The 15,134-nt window shown below is 70.2% G+C and carries 16 protein-coding genes and 1 pseudogene; 7 read left to right on the top strand and 10 right to left on the bottom strand.

What is annotated here, in order from left to right; genetic code table 11:
- Window positions 1–56 precede the first annotated feature (56 nt).
- Complete coding sequence (locus SK571_RS26895; protein WP_319986864.1) at window positions 57–455, bottom strand: hypothetical protein; 399 nt, start codon at window positions 453–455, stop codon at window positions 57–59.
- Between the two features lie 3 nt (window positions 456–458).
- Complete coding sequence (locus SK571_RS26900; RefSeq protein ID WP_319986865.1) at window positions 459–1,208, bottom strand: lysozyme; 750 nt, start codon at window positions 1,206–1,208, stop codon at window positions 459–461.
- A 284-nt stretch (window positions 1,209–1,492) separates the two neighbouring features.
- On the opposite strand from SK571_RS26900, the gene SK571_RS26905 reads away from it, so the two are divergent.
- Complete coding sequence (locus SK571_RS26905) at window positions 1,493–3,931, top strand: penicillin-binding protein (protein WP_319986866.1); 2,439 nt, start codon at window positions 1,493–1,495, stop codon at window positions 3,929–3,931.
- A gap of 181 nt (window positions 3,932–4,112) precedes the next feature.
- Here SK571_RS26905 and ligD read toward each other — a convergent pair whose 3' ends face one another.
- Window positions 4,113–5,108, bottom strand: coding sequence for a non-homologous end-joining DNA ligase (gene ligD, locus SK571_RS26910; protein WP_319986867.1), 996 nt, complete (start codon window positions 5,106–5,108; stop codon window positions 4,113–4,115).
- Window positions 5,109–5,290: 182 nt separating this feature from the next.
- Between ligD and SK571_RS26915 the strand changes: the two genes are divergently transcribed.
- Entirely contained in the window at window positions 5,291–5,695 is a 405-nt protein-coding gene (locus tag SK571_RS26915; protein WP_319986868.1) for an ATP-binding protein, read from the top strand.
- Between the two features lie 5 nt (window positions 5,696–5,700).
- On the opposite strand, the gene SK571_RS26920 is transcribed toward SK571_RS26915, so the two are convergent.
- Genes SK571_RS26920 through SK571_RS26930 form a run of 3 tightly spaced genes read right to left on the bottom strand, consistent with a single transcriptional unit; the run spans window position 5,701 to window position 8,107 of the window.
- Window positions 5,701–6,054 carry an STAS domain-containing protein gene (locus tag SK571_RS26920; protein ID WP_319986869.1) on the bottom strand — a complete coding sequence of 118 codons (354 nt, stop codon included), beginning with the start codon at window positions 6,052–6,054 and terminating at the stop codon, window positions 5,701–5,703.
- A complete protein-coding gene (locus SK571_RS26925) occupies window positions 6,051–7,298 on the bottom strand; it encodes a PP2C family protein-serine/threonine phosphatase (RefSeq protein ID WP_319986870.1) in 1,248 nt (415 codons plus the stop codon). The genes SK571_RS26920 and SK571_RS26925 overlap by 4 nt, the downstream gene beginning before the upstream one ends.
- Complete coding sequence (locus SK571_RS26930; RefSeq protein WP_319986871.1) at window positions 7,298–8,107, bottom strand: alpha/beta fold hydrolase; 810 nt, start codon at window positions 8,105–8,107, stop codon at window positions 7,298–7,300. The genes SK571_RS26925 and SK571_RS26930 overlap by 1 nt, the downstream gene beginning before the upstream one ends.
- Window positions 8,108–8,245: 138 nt before the next feature.
- Here SK571_RS26930 and SK571_RS26935 point away from each other — a divergent pair, with 138 nt between their 5' ends.
- Window positions 8,246–8,992, top strand: a complete 747-nt coding sequence (locus tag SK571_RS26935; protein WP_319986872.1) for a GAF and ANTAR domain-containing protein — start codon at window positions 8,246–8,248, stop codon at window positions 8,990–8,992.
- A 178-nt stretch (window positions 8,993–9,170) separates the two neighbouring features.
- A pseudogene (locus tag SK571_RS26940) lies at window positions 9,171–9,425 on the top strand (ATP-binding protein); the annotation flags it as partial.
- Here SK571_RS26940 and SK571_RS26945 read toward each other — a convergent pair.
- The 4 genes from SK571_RS26945 to SK571_RS26960 form a co-directional block, all read right to left on the bottom strand.
- Window positions 9,348–10,214 (bottom strand): GAF and ANTAR domain-containing protein, encoded by an 867-nt coding sequence (locus SK571_RS26945; RefSeq protein WP_319986873.1) that lies wholly within the window; start codon window positions 10,212–10,214, stop codon window positions 9,348–9,350. The pseudogene SK571_RS26940 and the gene SK571_RS26945 overlap by 78 nt on opposite strands.
- Before the next feature lie 36 nt (window positions 10,215–10,250).
- On the bottom strand, window positions 10,251–10,943 hold the full coding sequence (locus SK571_RS26950) for a GAF and ANTAR domain-containing protein (RefSeq protein WP_319986874.1): 693 nt from the start codon (window positions 10,941–10,943) through the stop codon (window positions 10,251–10,253).
- A gap of 195 nt (window positions 10,944–11,138) precedes the next feature.
- Complete coding sequence (locus SK571_RS26955; protein ID WP_319986875.1) at window positions 11,139–11,702, bottom strand: DUF1360 domain-containing protein; 564 nt, start codon at window positions 11,700–11,702, stop codon at window positions 11,139–11,141.
- Window positions 11,699–13,312: a RecQ family ATP-dependent DNA helicase gene (locus SK571_RS26960; protein WP_319986876.1), complete on the bottom strand. Its 1,614-nt coding sequence runs from the start codon at window positions 13,310–13,312 to the stop codon at window positions 11,699–11,701. The genes SK571_RS26955 and SK571_RS26960 overlap by 4 nt, the downstream gene beginning before the upstream one ends.
- 152 nt (window positions 13,313–13,464) lie before the next feature.
- On the opposite strand from SK571_RS26960, the gene SK571_RS26965 reads away from it, so the two are divergent.
- The 3 genes from SK571_RS26965 to SK571_RS26975 all read left to right on the top strand — a co-directional run bounded on the left by SK571_RS26965 (window position 13,465) and on the right by SK571_RS26975 (window position 15,075).
- Window positions 13,465–13,719 (top strand): hypothetical protein, encoded by a 255-nt coding sequence (locus SK571_RS26965; RefSeq protein WP_319986877.1) that lies wholly within the window; start codon window positions 13,465–13,467, stop codon window positions 13,717–13,719.
- Between the two features lie 154 nt (window positions 13,720–13,873).
- Entirely contained in the window at window positions 13,874–14,854 is a 981-nt protein-coding gene (locus SK571_RS26970) for a transcriptional regulator (RefSeq protein WP_319986878.1), read from the top strand.
- Window positions 14,851–15,075 carry a sigma factor-like helix-turn-helix DNA-binding protein gene (locus SK571_RS26975; RefSeq protein WP_319986879.1) on the top strand — a complete coding sequence of 75 codons (225 nt, stop codon included), beginning with the start codon at window positions 14,851–14,853 and terminating at the stop codon, window positions 15,073–15,075. The genes SK571_RS26970 and SK571_RS26975 overlap by 4 nt, the downstream gene beginning before the upstream one ends.
- The last annotated feature ends 59 nt before the right edge of the window (window positions 15,076–15,134 follow it).

Raw genomic sequence — 15,134 nt, forward strand, 5'->3', positions numbered from 1 at the left:
TCCGCCGGAGTCGACCGCATCGAGTGACACACCCGGGAGTCCACATCGGACTGACCTCACGGGGACGGCGCGGCGTTGTCCACCGTGAACTCGTGATCCACGACGGCATCCATGATCAACGGCGTGGTGCTGCGGACGCGCGCTGTCAGCGCATGGCTTCCCTCGGTCGGTGTGAATCCCTCCAGGGTCAGCCGGTCTCCGTCACGGCGCGTCGCGATCATGGTTTCGTCCACGAGAACCTCCACCCGGCCCAGGGTGTCCGGGTGACCCGTGCTGATGCGGACGTGACGCAAGGCCACCGCGCTCAGCACCGCGCCGTCCTCCAGACCGTCGATGGTCAGGCCGATCTTCTCGATGTGCGTCACGGAGGCCACGACGACGGTCGACGACACCGCGAACACCACGCCGAGGAAGACGAGCAGGAGGAGTTCCGACCTGCGGACCGGGGCGCGCACCGGTCATCCCGACACCAGGGCGGCGAGCCGGTCCGCGCCCCCGTTGAAGACGTTCAGGTCGATCGGCGACGAGGTGTACTGCCAGATGGTGTGGACCGGCCACTTGTAGGGCATGGGGCCGACCGACGCCGCGTACCTGGCGAGCCACAACGGGTTGGTGGAGCTGAAGTCGCCGCTGCGTCCCGTGCACTTGTCCCACCACTGCGTGGACGTGTAGATCACCGGCCACCGTTTGGTCAGTGCGTGGTAGGTGTCGCTGAAGCTGCGGATCCAGTTCACCATCGCGGCGTGGCTCAGGCCGTAGCAGGTGTCGCCGCCGTACGGGTTGTACTCGATGTCGAGCGTTCCGGGCAGCGTTCGCCCGTCCCGCGACCAGCCGCCGCCGTTCTGCACGAAGAACCGCGCCTGCGTCGCGCCGTCGGAACGGTTCGGCAGCGCGAAGTGGTACGAGCCCCGGATCATGCCGACGGCCGCGGAACCGTTGTACTGCTGGGTGAACTTGGGGTTGCGGTAGCCGGTGCCCTCGGTCGCCTTGATGTAGACGAACCGCTTGCCCGCGCGCCACCAGTGTCCCCAGTCGACGTCGCCCTGGTGGCTGCTGACGTCGATGCCGTCCACCCGGCCCACGTTGCCGACGCCGAGATCCGGTGGTGTCATGAGCATTTCGCCGGTGCCTTCGTGCTTCGCGATCTGCGAGCCGGCCGAGTGGTCGTCCGAGCCTTCGGACGCGTGGACGTGCACGGGACTCAGCATGCTCGCGACCAACGCGATCGCAGCGGTGCGAACAACACGAGAGCGTGCACTTGGTTGCGACGGCATTGGTTTCCTCCCCTTGCGTGAATGTTCCTGATGGCCAGCTACCCGTGCCAGGAACGGAAAAACCGGACACGCATTTGTTGGCACGAGAGGGTGAGCGAAACCGTGTTCCGGCACGCTGGGTGACGAATTCCCGGTCTGGGGTTCATTCGATGTGGGCGCCTGATCAGCGATTTGCCGGGTAACCGTCGAAAGCCGCATTCCGTGAGGGGAGTCTCGCCGTGGATCGCAAGAAAATCGCGCTCTGTGCCGGCAAGCTCGCCGGTCTCTGCCTGCTCGCCGGCGCGCTGGTCGCCGGCCTCCTGTTCCCCGCCACCGCGACGCTGGGAGCGTTGTCCAACAAGCTCAGCGACCAGGTGCAGTCCACATTGGCCCAGATGCTGAACTCCGACCCGCCGCTGATGACGACGGTGACGGACAAGGACGGGACGGCGATCGCGCATCTGTACGACCAGTACCGGGTGCGCACGCCGCCGGACAAGATCTCCCCGCACATGAAGGACGCGTTGCTCGCAATCGAGGACCGCCGCTTCTACGACCACCACGGCGTCGACTGGCTGGCCAGCCTGCGTGCCGCGGCCCGCAACAACGCGAGCGGGTCGGTCGAGCAGGGAGCGTCCACGCTGACCCAGCAGTACGTGAAGAACTATCTGGTGCACGTGCTGGCCCGCACGGACAAGAACGCGCAGAGCGCGGCCCAGGAACAGAGCATCACCCGCAAGCTGCGGGAGGCGCGCATCGCGGTGGGCATCGAGACGGCGCTGAGCAAGGACGAGATCCTCGCGCGGTACCTCGACCTCGTGCCGTTCGGCTCGACGATCTTCGGTGTCGCCGCCGCCGCGCAGGCCTACTTCGACACCACACCGGACAAGCTGACCATCCCCCAGGCCGCGACGCTCGCGGGCATGGTGAACAGCCCGACCGCGCTGGACCCGGAAGCACGTCCGGACAAGGCGGTGGAACGCAGGAACCTCGTGATCGACGCGATGCTGACCGACGGGAAGCTGTCCGAAGAGGATGCGGACCGGCACAAGAGCGCCCCGCTCGGGCTGCAGGAGCCCGTTCGTCCCTTGCAGACCGGATGTGTCGGCGCAGGACCGTCGTACGGGTTCTTCTGCTCGTTCCTGGTGGAGTACCTGACCGAGTCCGGCTTCAACCTGGAGGAGCTGAAGATCGGCGGCTACCGGGTGGAGACGACGCTGGACCCGAAGATCACCGAGCACGCGAAGCAGGCGGTCGAGGCGCAGGCGCCGAAGAACACCCCCGGCGTGGCGAACACCATGGCCGTCGTGCGACCGGGAAAGGACGCGCACGAGGTCGTGGCGCTGGTGGCCAACCGCGACTACGGCCTGAAGAAGGAGGAGTTCCAGACTCAGTTCGACCTGCCGAGCGGTGTGGAGAACAAGTTCGGCACGGGCTCGGTGTACAAGGTGTTCACCGCCGCAGCCGCCCTGGAGAAGGGGATCGGCATCGACACGGTGATCGCCTCCCCCAACTCCTACACCTCGAAGGTGTTCAAGGGCGGAGCCGCCTCCTGTCCCGCCACGGGTGAACCGAACACCTACTGGTACTGCCTCTCGAACCACAACGACCGCTACCCGCCGCAGATGCCGCTGCGGCAAGCGCTTGCGACTTCCCCCAACACGGCGTTCGTGATCCTGGAGGAGAAGACGGGCCTCGAAGCGGTGGTGGACATGGCGTCCCGGCTCGGCATGCGCAAGACGATGTCCACGAACATCGCCGGAGTGCTGCCGGATCCGAACGGCCCCAAGGACCTGCGGGTGAGCCAGGCGCAGTTCTACGCGGGCAACGGCAACGCCTCCTTCACCCTGGGTCCCGCGCCGTCGAGCACTCTCGAACTCGCGAACGTGGCCGCCACGATCATGAGCGGGGGCACGTGGTGCAAACCCACCCCGATCCGGCGGGTCCTCGACCGGGACGGCAAACCCGTTGAACTGAAACGACCTCCGTGCGAGCAGGCGGTGCCCGAACCCCTCGCGAACGCGCTCGCCGTCGGTCTCAGCGAGGACAGCAAAGGCATGGGCACCGCGGCACTGGCAGCGCGCAAGGTGGACTGGAAGCGTCCGATGATGGGCAAGACCGGGACGACCGAGGAGTACAAGTCCGCGGCGTACATGGGAGCCACGCCCGACTACGCCGCCGCCGTCCAGGTGTTCAACGACAGCACCTCGCCGAAGGGCATCTGCGTCGGCTCGGGACCGCCGCGGTTGTGCCCCGAGGGCAACATCTACGGCGGCACCGTGCCCGCGGCGACCTGGTTCGACACGATGACGAAGGTGCACGCCGACCTGCCGGAGAAGCCCCTGCCGCAGGTCGAGGAACGCTTCCTGCGCGGTGACGCGCAGATGAAGGTCCCCGACGTCGTCGGATCGGACGTCGGCAAGGCGTCGGCCATGCTGCGCGACGCCGGCTACCAGGTGACGACCGTGTCCGTCAGCTCGCCACGGCCGCCCGGCGCCGTCGTCGCGCAGTCACCGCAGGGCGTCGCGTTCCGGGGCACGCCGGTGACACTTTCCGTGAGCAGCGGGCCTCCTCCCCCTGTCACGACGGCGCCCCCGGCGGAGGCAGCGGTTTCTCCCCCGGCCACGGCGCCGCCGTCGCCCGCTCCCGGCTCCTCGTCCCCGCCGCCTCCTCGCTGACGGCCGGCCGGGGAAGGGCGCCCGCGGGCCACGGCACCTGCGTGGTGACCGGGCCGACGCCGGCGTGCCGGCCATGCGAGCGGACCCGCTCGACACGACAAGCCCGTCGTGTCGAGCGGGTCCGCGTATGTCTGGACGGCGTGCGCGGGCGCCGCCTGAGCCGGCAGCCCGTCCGCCACCTTCACCCCGGCGGAGGAAGCCTCACGCCGGACGGATCTCGGTCAGGACGCATTCCGCGCCAGGCCGGATGCCGCAACCGACCGTCCGATGTCCACTGTCGATACTCGACCTCACCCACCAGTTCCGGCTCGACCCAGCGGGCGTCGCGGGCGTGCTCGCGCGGCACCTCGACGGCGAACGGACTGGTGGGCCGCTCCCGCTTCTCCAGCTCTCGCTGCAGATCGGCGAGCACGGTCTGGCTGAAGCCCGTGCCGACGTGGCCGACGTACACCAGGGCGCCCTGGCCGTCGTGGGCGCCGAGCAGGAGGGATCCGAGCCTGCCCGCGCGGTTGCCCTGCCCGACGCGCCATCCGCCGATCACGACCTCCTGGGTGTACCGGAACGGCGTTTTCACCCACGCGGGTGACCGGCGGCCCGGTTCGTACCGGGACTTGACGCGCTTCGAGACGATCCCCTCGAACCCGTACTGGCTCGCCACGTGGAGGACGTCCGCCGGGTCGGTGCTCATGAACGTCGGAGGCACCTGCACCGCGTGATCGCCGGGCAGGCCCAGGTCGGCGAGCATCGCCCGCCGCACGTCGTACGGCGCCGACAGCAACGACCGCCCGTCCAGGTGCAGCAGGTCGAAGACGAAGTAGGCGATGCGCGGCCGGCTCGGACGAAGCTCCCGCACACCGGGGACGAGCTTGTTGCGCTGCTGGAGCAGGCCGAAGTTCGGCCGTCCTTCCTGGTCCAGGGCCACTATCTCGCCGTCGAGCACGGCGGTCCGGTGGTGCAGCAGGCCGGGCAGGACCTCCAGCTCCGGGAAGCGCTGCATGAAGTCGAGGTCGTTGCGGCTGATCAGCTGGACGCTGCCGCCCTGGCAGTGCGCGACGCCCCGGTAGCCGTCCCATTTGAACTCGACGGCCCAGCCCTCGTCCTGCGGCACGCTGCCCGGGGTGGCGAGCATGGGCCGGACGAGGTCGAGCGGCCGGCCCGCTGGTGCAGCGCTTTCCACCTGGCAGCCCTCCTCCGTCCGGACTCCTAGTCATGGTCAGTGAGAATCGCCGAGGTCGCTACACGAAGACGATCGGCTCGCTCGCAGCACCGGCGCTGTGACGCACCGTCGTCTCACGGGAGTTTTGATCGGTGCGGGCGAGGTACCCCGTCCAGGTGATGCCGGCAGAACGGAGCCATGTCTTGGCCAACGGAGGTCCTGCTGATGCGTGGCTCACGCTGGAGCTCACCGACACGGGCCCCGACACCGGAAAGGTCCGGCGCTGGGCGGAGTCGGTCCTGGGGAACCTGCACGAGGACGACCTGCTCGACGTCCTCCTGGTGATCACGGAACTGGTGTCCAACGTGTACGACCACGCCCGGTTCCCGGCACGCCTCAAGCTGCGCAAGTCGACCAAGCCCTGCACCGTCAGCATCGTCACCGAGGACGCTTCGCCGACGCTGCCCCAGTTGCAGCCGTCCTCGCCCGGTTCGGTGCGCGGCCGCGGCTTGGTCATGGTGGACAAGCTGTCCAAGCAGTGGGGCGTCGCCCGGCGTGCGATGGGCAAGTGCGTGTGGGCCGTCGTGCCCTGCCCTGCCACGCCCTGACGGGGTCAGTGTTCGGTCGCGGGTTCCTGGGCGTGCTCCGCGGTCGGGTGGGTGCCGAACAGATCGGCGAGGCCGAGCAGCCCGAGCACCTTGCTCAGGTGGCGTGGCACGGCCGCCAGCGCGATCGTCGCGCCGGCCCTGCCGGCGAGTGACCGTGCCGCGATGAGGGCGGCGATTCCGCTGGAGTCGCAGAACTCCAGTCCGGACAGGTCGACGACCAGCTGATCACCGGTGCGCAGGGTGAGCTGCCGGATGGCTTCCTGTGCCTTGGGGGCGGTGGACGAGTCGAGCTCTCCTACGAGAGCGAGAACCAGCCCGGTCGGAGTGGCTCTGGTCGTGGTGCTGAACCTGGTGCTCACGAGTCCCCGTTCCGGGGTAGGGGGATGCTCAGGGCGAGCAGAGCCGTGTCGTCCTCCACGCCGTCACCGAAACCGGTGAGCAGCTCGGTCAGCGCACCGATGACCTCGGACGCGCCGGTCGCCGCCGATGCCGCGAGGTGGTCGAGCAGTTCCTCTTCGCTGTAGCGCTCCCTGCTGCCGTCGATCGGGCGGGCCTCGGTGAGGCCGTCGCTGTAGAGCAGCAGGGTGTCGCCCGGGCCGAGGTGTGCGGTGACCTCGGTGAACTTCGCTTCGGGAAGTGCGCCGACGAGCATGCCGCCGTGGGTGTGCAGGAACTGCGTCGTGCCATCCGCGCGCACCACGATCGCCGGCGGGTGCCCGCCGCTGACCAGGGTGATGGCGCAGCCCGTGTCGTCGGGGACGAGGCATCCGTAGACGACCGTGCAGAACCGGACGTCCCCGCCAAGGTACTGCTGCTGCAGCACGGTGTTCAGGTTGTCCAGGACCTTGACCGGTTCGGGGTTGTAGACCGCGGCGGAGCGCAGGGTGTAGCGGGCCAGCGACGTCACCACGGCCGCCTCGGCGCCCTTCCCGGACACGTCGCCGAGGAAGAACCCCCAGCTGTCGCCGGTGAGCGGGAAGAGGTCGTAGAAGTCGCCGCCGACCTCGTCGATCGAGGCCGGGTGGTAGTAGGCGGCCACCTCCATCCCCGGCACCGTCATCAGCGAGGGCGGCAGGAGGGTCCGCTGCAGGGTCGAGGCGAGCTGCCGCGCCCTGTCGCGTTCGGCCTCGGACTCCTGGCGCGCCCGCAACAGCTCGCGTTCGTACGCGCGGCGGTCGCGCGCGTCGAAGATGGTGGTGCGGATCAGCTGCGCGGAGCCGTCGTCGCCCTTCTTCACCCTCGACGTCACCAGCACCGGCAGCCGCGTCCCGTCCGCGGCCTTCAGCTCCAGCGCCAGACCGCCGGCTTCGCCGTGCATCGACAGCATCGGACCGATGTGGGTCTCGTAGTACATCCGGCCGCCCACGGTCAGCAGGTCGCTGAAGCGCCACCGGCCGACCAGCTCGTCGCGCTCGATCCCCAGCCAGCCGAGCAGGGTCCCGTTGATCTTGGCGATCGTGCCGTCCATCAACGTGGAGAGATAACCGCACGGAGCGTTCTCGTACAGGTCCTCGGCGCTGTCCTCCAGCAACGCCGAGAACCTCGCGCCGACGCCGTCCTCGTCGTGGCCTCCGCCACCACCGGCGTCGTCCGCCTGGCACATCACCGCGCACCCGCGAACCCGAGGATCGCCGCGGCCGTGGCCTCGGGAGCGCTCAGCTGCGGGCAGTGCCCGGTCGCGTCCAGCGTCACCAGCTCGCTGCCGGAGATCTGCTCGTGGACGAACCGGCCGACCTCCTGCGAGGCGATGGCGTCCTGCGCGGTCTGGATCACTAGCGTCGGCAGCGCGACCTTCGGCAGGTCGGTGCGGTTGTCGGAGAGGAACGTCGCCCTGGCGAACACCCTGGCGATCGCCGGGTCGGTGCGGCAGAAGCTGTCGGTCAGCTCGCCGCCGAGCTCAGGACGGTCCGGGTTGCCCATGATCACCGGCGCCATCGTCGCCGACCAGCCGAGGTAGTTCGAGTCGAGCGACTCCAGCAGCTCGTCGATGTCGTCCCGGCTGAACCCGCCCCGGTAGTCCCCGTCGTCGACGTAGCACGGGGAAGGCGTCAGCAGCACCAGCTTCGCGAACCGGTCCGGCTCGCGGTTCGCCGCCAGCACCGCGATCATCGCCGACACCGAGTGGCCGACCAGCACGACGTCGCGCAGGTCCAGCGCGGAGCAGATCTCCAGCACGTCCTCGGCGTAGCCGTCCAGCGTCGAGTACTTCTCGGCCGACCACACCGAGGCGTCCGACCTGCCCGAGCCGACGTGGTCGAACAACACCACCCGGAACCGCTCGGCCAGCGCCGGCACGACCAGCCGCCACAGGTTCTGGTCGCAACCGAAACCGTGCGCGAGCACCACCGCCGGACCGTCGTGACGCCCGATCACGGTCACGTTGTTCCTGGTCGTCACGTCCACAGCGCTCATCTTGCCAGTGGTTCGCCTTGAGCAAGCTTTTGAACCGGACGCGGTGCGTCGCCGGACGGCTCGTCGACGGCAGTATGATCACCGAACTTCGCGTCAAGCAGCCGGCGCCCTGATCTCCAGCAAACGAGGGTACGGGGTATGACGGCCAGTGATCGTCCTGATCCACTCGTGCGCCTGGACGAGACGACCGAAGCGCTGGGGTTGCTGCGCGACGCGTTCACGGGCGAGGAAACGCTCGGCGACTCGTTGCAACGGCTGGCGGAGACCGCGGCCAGGGCGATACCCGACGCCGACGCCGTGACCCTCTCGGTGGTGACCACCGAGAGACCGCGCACGGCGGCCGCCACGGACGACCGGCTCGTCGAACTCGACGAACAGCAGTACGGCGCCGACCGCGGACCGTGCCTGGAGGCCGCCCGCTCGTTGCGGGCCGTGCGCGCGGTGGTCGGCGAGCACCTCGACGAGTGGCCGGAGTTCGAAGCCGCGGCGGCCGCGCACGGTGTCCGCGCCTACCTGTCCGTGCCCGTCGTGCTGGCGGCCGCGGGCGACGGGCTGGAACGGCACATCGGCTCGCTCAACGTCTACAGCCGTGCCGCGACGGCCTTCGACCCGTTCGACGAGGGACTCATGCGCCTGTTCACGGTCGCGGCGACCGCCACGATCGGCAACGCCGAGCGGTGGCAGCGCTCCCGCGACCGCATCGAGCACCTCGAACTCGCGCTCGGCTCGCGCGCCGTGATCGACCAGGCCAAGGGCGTGCTGATGGCCGTGCACACCTGCTCCGCCGACGAGGCCTTCGCGCTGCTCGTGGAACGTTCCCAGCACCAGAACATCAAGCTGCGCGACGTCGCCAAGAACGTGCTCGACGAGGTCGCCCGCGGCTGACGTGCCGACGACCTGATCGGGTTTCGCGGTTTGCGGCGCCGTGCAGCCGGGTATCGGAGCACTTCGAACGTCTTCACAGAAGTGGACCGGTTCGGCCATGGCCGCGAGCGACGAACCTCCCTCCGCACCGACGACCCTCTCCCTGGAGCTGCACGAGCACACACCCTCGCTGTCTGCGATGCGCCGCTGGATCTCCGGCGCGTTCAGCCACCTGTCACAGGACCTGCTCGAGGACGTGCAGCTGGCCGTGACCGAGCTGGTCAGCAACGCCTACGACCACGGGCGGCATCCCCGTCAGCTCCGCCTCCGGCGCATCGAGGCCTCCGGTCGTCTCCGCATCGAGGTGGACGACGCCTCACCGGACCTGCCCACCCTGGGCCGCTCCAGGCTCAACGACACGCGGGGACGAGGCCTGATCATCGTGAACAAGCTCGCCGAGCAGTGGGGCGTCGTGTCGCACCCGATCGGGAAGACCGTCTGGGCCGATCTCCCCTGCGGCTAGTGGTGCGGCCACCGCGGCGGGATCGACCTCGCCGTTGGTGAGGGCCCTGGCGACGTCGCGCACCGAGCTGCCGTGCTCGCGGGCGTGGTCGAGGATCAGGGTCCGCGCGACGTCGACACCGACGTCGAGGGTGCCCGCAACCAGGCCGACGGCGTGCGCGAGTTGCACGCGGTCGTTCAGCGTCGTCAGCGTGCGCTCGGTGAGCCGGTGGACGCGCGCCGGGCCGGTTTCCTGCGACAGTCCCAGGACCGCCAGGTCGGCGAGCACCTGGCCCAGTCGCTGCTGCCAGGGTTCCAGGGTGGCGGGTTCGAGGTAGAGCAGGTTCAGTCCCCCGGCCACCTGCCGGTCCAGCCGCATGGGAACGGCGTGCACCGCGCGGTAACCGGCGTCGAGCGCGGACGGCCGGAACGCGGGCCACCGGTCGTCCGTCGTGAGGTCGGCGGCGGTCACGGCCACGCCGTCCCTGATGCAGTCGACGCAGGGGCCTTCGTCGACCTGGGCCTGCAGGAGTTCCACGAACCGCGACCGCTCGTCGGAGGCGGACACGACGCTGATGCCGCCCCGCGGGTCGCTCAGCATCACGCCGGTGGCGGAGGCGCCGAGCAACCTCGTGCACGCGGCGGTCACCAGGCGCAGCACGGTGTCCGGGTCGTGATGGTCGATCAGGCTCGCGGTGATCTCGCTCAGCGCGGGAACAACCTCATCTCGAACATCGGACACGGTCACAGCATACGACCCGTCGTCGTACGACACCGTTCAGTCCGCCAGCCGTTCGAGGGAAATCCGCTGGTCGAGGACGTCGCGCGAGACCTCCAGCACCGATCGCCGCTCGGCGAACGCGTGCGCCCGCAACCGGGCGAAGGCGTCCTCGAGGCTGATGCGCAGCTTCGCCGCCAGCACACCGGTCGCCATGTGCACGTCCTGATAGGACACTTCCATCCGCAGCTTGTCCTCGTCGTTCGCGAGCTCGTTCTCCAGCAACGCGAGCGTCGCGAGATCGGCCAGCAGGGCCGCGTCCGTCACCGCCTCCGCGGACAACCCGCCGGGACGGCGCCGGTACAGGTTCAGGGTGCCGAGCCGGATGCCGCCGACCTGGAGGGGAAACGCGAACATCGCGGCGAGGCCCTGCTCCGCGGCCGCGTCGGCGAATCCGGGCCACCTGTCCTCCTCGGTGGTCACGTCCCGGACCAGCACCGGGCCGCCGCCGCGAAAGGCCTCCACCGCGGGCCCCTCGCCGAGGGTGTACTGGAGCTCCTCGATCGACGCCGCCCACGCGTCGCTGGCGCTGACCATCTCCTGCGCCCGCCCGTCGCCCCGCAGGACCAGCGCCGCGGCGTCCACGCCGGGCAGGACCTGCACGCACACCGCGCACAGCGCCAGCGGCCACTCGGAACCCGTGGTGCGTTCCGCGATCATCCGCTCGAGCCGGTCTCGACGTTGCCCGTCCACTCTCGGCCCCTCGCACCGACGCTGTTTGAAGCACCAGGATACGAACCGCTGCCACCTCCGCGCACTTCGCGGGCGGGAAACCGGGCAGGCAGGAGCCGCCGCGAGGCGCGGACCGGTCCATCCACTGTGGACACGAACCGGACGGCGCGGCAGTGGTCCGGGACCCGGTCCTCGTGCGGGCAGACCGATCGCGCGCTATTTGGCGGCGTCGTAGGCGATGTGCAACCAGTCCGACGCCGCGACGGCCGACAGCGCGGTCGCGACCAGCCGGGTGGCCCTCGGCGCGAGCACCAGGCCCGCGGTGAGGGCGCTCGCGATCCACACGCCCGAGCAGAACGGACAGGTCATGAGTTCACCCGCGGCGTGGCGCACGCCGTGACCGCGCACGCTCTCGTTGACCTCGGCGGCACCGGCAGGCTCCTCGTACCGGGTGAACGGTGCCCGCAGCACGCTGGTGATGGAGGACTTGGTGATCAGCCTGCTCGCCTTGTGGGTGGCCACCGCGAGCAGCACGGTGTCACCTGCCGTGAACCGCTCGGGGAGTCGTGTCCCCTTGTGCCGGCCGACGGCGGTGGCGATGCCCGCCAGCGCGCCGAACGCGCCCAGCGAGGCCAGGTATCCGAGCAGCGGGCGACGTTCGTCAGCGGCGTAGGCGCCCTGGACGCTCTTGAAGGATTCGGCGATCGGCATGGCGGAGGTGTTGCCACCACCGGTGCCGTCAAACCCCCGGCCGCTCCGCGTGTGCGCGTCGATCGTCACAACGGCACGAGCGCGCCGTTGTCCCGCACCGCGGCGAGCGACAGCGTCTTGTAGCCGACGTCGTCGAACAACACGACGAGCCGGTCCGTTTCGGCGTGCACGACCGTGCCGCGGCCCCACTTCTCATGGCGCACAACGGTGTTCGGCGGGTGTCCAGCCTGTTCCGCGGCCTCGGCCGGCAGGCCCTCGTCGCAGGCGTCGCAGTTCCCGCACGGCTCGTCGAGCCGCTCTCCGAAGTACCCGAGCAGGAACCGCCTGCGGCACGAGCGCGCCTCCGCGTAACCGTGTGCCACCTCGATCCTGGAGCGGTCCCGTCTCCGCCGCCGCTCGACGTCCTGCTCCACCGCGCTGACGGCCCGAGCGGGCGAGGGAGCGTCCGCGACGTACCGGACCCTGTCCTCGGCGGTGCGCACGACCGCGGCGCCCTCCAGGAGGTTCACCAGGTTCGTGACCTTGCGGCGGGACAGCCCGAGACTCTCGGCCAGTTCGCCGATCCTCACTCCCGAACGGCGGCGGCGCACCGCCGCGGCGACCTGCCGCACCCCGGCGCGGTCCAGCCCGCCGCCGGTGAGGAACCGGTGCAGGCCGCGGTCTTCCGCCCGGTGGAACAACATCACCTCGGCCGCGGCACCGTCGCGGCCCGCGCGACCGATCTCCTGGTAGTAGGCGTCCAGCGAACCGGGCATCGCGGCGTGCGCCACGAACCGCACGTCCGGCTTGTCGATGCCCATCCCGAACGCCGACGTGGCCGCCACGACGTCGATGCCGCCGGACATGAACTCGTCCTGCACGCGGCGCCGGTCGGCCGCCCTCATCCCGGCGTGGAAGGCCGCCGCGGACACACCCCGGCCGGCGAGTGCGTCCGCGTACCGCTCGGCGTCCTTGCGCGTGGGCACGTACACCAGTCCGGACCCCTGCCGCTGTGCCACCCAGTCGATCACCGCGTCCGTGCGCGTGGCCTCGTCGGCGCAGAACCGCGCGGCCAGGTGCAGGTTCGGCCGGTCGAAGCCGGCGACGATCACCGCCGGATCCCGCATGCCCAGGTGCTCGGCGATGTCGGTCCTGACCGGCCCGCTCGCCGTGGCGGTCAGCGCCAGCACCGGCGGGTGACCGAGCCGTTCGACCACGTGGCGAAGCCTCAGGTAGTCGGGCCTGAAGTCGTGGCCCCACGCGGACACGCAGTGGGCCTCGTCCACGACGAACAACGAGGGCTTGGCCCGCTCCAGGCGGTCCAGCGCCTCCTCCTTGGCCAGCTGCTCGGGAGACAGGAAGAGGTACTCCGCGTCCGCGTCGGTGAAGGACTGCCACGAAGCCTCGTTGTCCTGCGCCGGTTGTGCCGAGTTCACCGCGGCCGCGGGCGGCGCGTCGTTCGCGCGCAGGCCGGCCACCTGGTCGCGTTGCAGTGCGATCAGGGGCGACACCACCACCGTCGGTCCGTCCAGCAGCATCGCCGTGACCTGGTAGATGGCGGACTTCCCGGCGCCGGTGGGCATGACGACCACCGTGTCCCGCCCCCTCAGCAGGTGCTGCATGCCGGCCAGCTGCTCGGCGCGCAGCTCGGTCCAGCCGAACGCCTCCGCGGCCGTGCGCCGCAGTTCCGATTCGCTCACACGGGCTCCCTCGTCAGCGGGTCCACTCCTCGCCCGCGCTACGAGGACCTACCCGCACAGCCGCGGTTCAGTCCCGCGCGCTGTCCTTCTTGACTCAACCTCTTTCTTGTCTTACCTCGCTTTTCCCACCGACCTGGAGCATGGTGGAAGTCATGAGACCCTCCGCACGCGGCCCCGCCCAGCGCGCCGCCGCCGCGCGCCGGATCGCCGACTGGGTACACCTGCGCGCCGGTCTCCACGAGGCCGTCGGCGTTGCCTGGGCGCAGGGTGCCGGGGGCCTGGGCGACGGGCTGGAGACCTACTCCGCCAGGCACACCGCGGTGGAATGCACGCAGGAGGCGGCGCGGGTGAGGGGAAACGTCGACGCGGCGGCCGACAACCGCGCCGACCCGGACTGGCGCGACTGACCCCTGCCCCCGGACCGGCCGGAAACTCGATCCGTACGGCCACCTGAAGCCGGTCTATCATCGGCTTCGCACCTGGTTCAGCCCAGGTGACTCGTCCACCGCTCCGGACCTCGGCGGCGCCCGCTTCTCCCGTCCTGGTGTCAGGAGTGCCGCCATGGCCATGCCCGATGGTCTTCCGGTCGATCAGCGGTCCCCTCGATCGATCGGGGCCTCCGAGGTCACCGGGCTGGAGGCGGGCACACAAGCGTTGCGTGCGACGGACTACCGGCACGGCGGCGAGTTCTGCCTGACCGCCCTCGACGCTCTGATCCGCGCGGGTGACCAGATGCTCACCGCGTCCGCGTCCGGGAAGGTGCGGCGGCAGCTGTACGTGGCTCTGGCCGACCTGCACAACGTCGCCGGCTGGGCGTACTTCGACGCCGGATTCGCGAACAGGGCCCGGACGCGTTTCTGCCACGCCCTGGTGCTGGCGGGGCTCGGCCGTCACGCCGGGCTGACGGCGAACGTGTGCTACCGGCTGGGCCGTGTGTGCCTGCACCAGGAGAGCCTCGACGAGGCGTCGGCGTACTTCCAGCTCGGACAGCTCGCGGCGAAGCAGTCGGGCGACGAGATCGGCGGGAGCATCCTGTCGATGAACTCGGCGTGGACCTGGGCCAAGAAGGGCTCGTGGGACGGCGCCCGGACACAGCTCGACCGCGGCCGGGGCCAGTTCGCTGACGCGGACCACACGCGGGTGCCCGACTGGGCGAGGTTCTTCACCGCGGCGGACCTGTCGGCGCTCACCGGCGCCGTCCACACCGATCTGGCCCGGACCGTGGACCGGCAGCACGCCCGGACCGCCGTTCCACTGCTTGTCGAAGCGATCGACGGCTACGGCGACGACATGGCCCGCAGCCGCGCGTTCAGCCTCATCCTGCTGTCGACCAACCACCTGGTCGAAGGCGACGTCGACCAGGGCGTGGACATCGGGTTCCAGGCACTCGTGTCGGCCGGCACCCTCGGCTCGGCTCGCGTGCGGGACCGCATCCGTCCGCTCGCCGCGCACGCCCGCCGGCACGGCTCCCACGGCGGGGCGCGGGAGTTGGCGGCGCGGGTCAGCGCCATGCCCGCTCCACCGGCCGGGGGGCTGCCGTGAACGGCAGACAGGCCGCCCGGCTGCTGGGGCTGCTGCCCGGCCCGCAACAGCAGGTGCTGCGGCTGCGACTGGTGTACGGGCTCTCCGCCGAACAGACCGCGGCCGTGCTGGGCTCCACGCCCCCTGTCGTACGCCTGGCCCAGCACCAGGCTCTTGAAGTTCTGCGCAAGGAGCTCGCCGAGCGACGTGGCCCCCGTCGAAACGCGGTCCCGAACGATTAGGGTGGGCTCTCCGGTGGAAGTCACAACACGGGATGCTCCGGATCACGGGAGGCTGAGCG

Origin of the sequence: Lentzea kristufekii, assembly GCF_033949925.1 — a bacterium.
Taxonomy (GTDB): Bacteria; Actinomycetota; Actinomycetes; order Mycobacteriales; family Pseudonocardiaceae; genus Lentzea; species Lentzea kristufekii.

What these genes read in the sequence shown, in the direction of transcription:
- SK571_RS26900 (WP_319986865.1), bottom strand. Translation starts at nt 1,208, where the DNA reads ATGCTGAGTCCCGTGCACGTCCACGCGTCCGAAGGCTCGGACGACCAC.
- SK571_RS26925 (WP_319986870.1), bottom strand. Translation starts at nt 7,298, where the DNA reads ATGTGCCAGGCGGACGACGCCGGTGGTGGCGGAGGCCACGACGAGGAC.
- SK571_RS26930 (WP_319986871.1), bottom strand. Translation starts at nt 8,107, where the DNA reads ATGAGCGCTGTGGACGTGACGACCAGGAACAACGTGACCGTGATCGGG.
- SK571_RS26935 (WP_319986872.1), top strand. Translation starts at nt 8,246, where the DNA reads ATGACGGCCAGTGATCGTCCTGATCCACTCGTGCGCCTGGACGAGACG.
- SK571_RS26965 (WP_319986877.1), top strand. Translation starts at nt 13,465, where the DNA reads ATGAGACCCTCCGCACGCGGCCCCGCCCAGCGCGCCGCCGCCGCGCGC.
- SK571_RS26970 (WP_319986878.1), top strand. Translation starts at nt 13,874, where the DNA reads ATGGCCATGCCCGATGGTCTTCCGGTCGATCAGCGGTCCCCTCGATCG.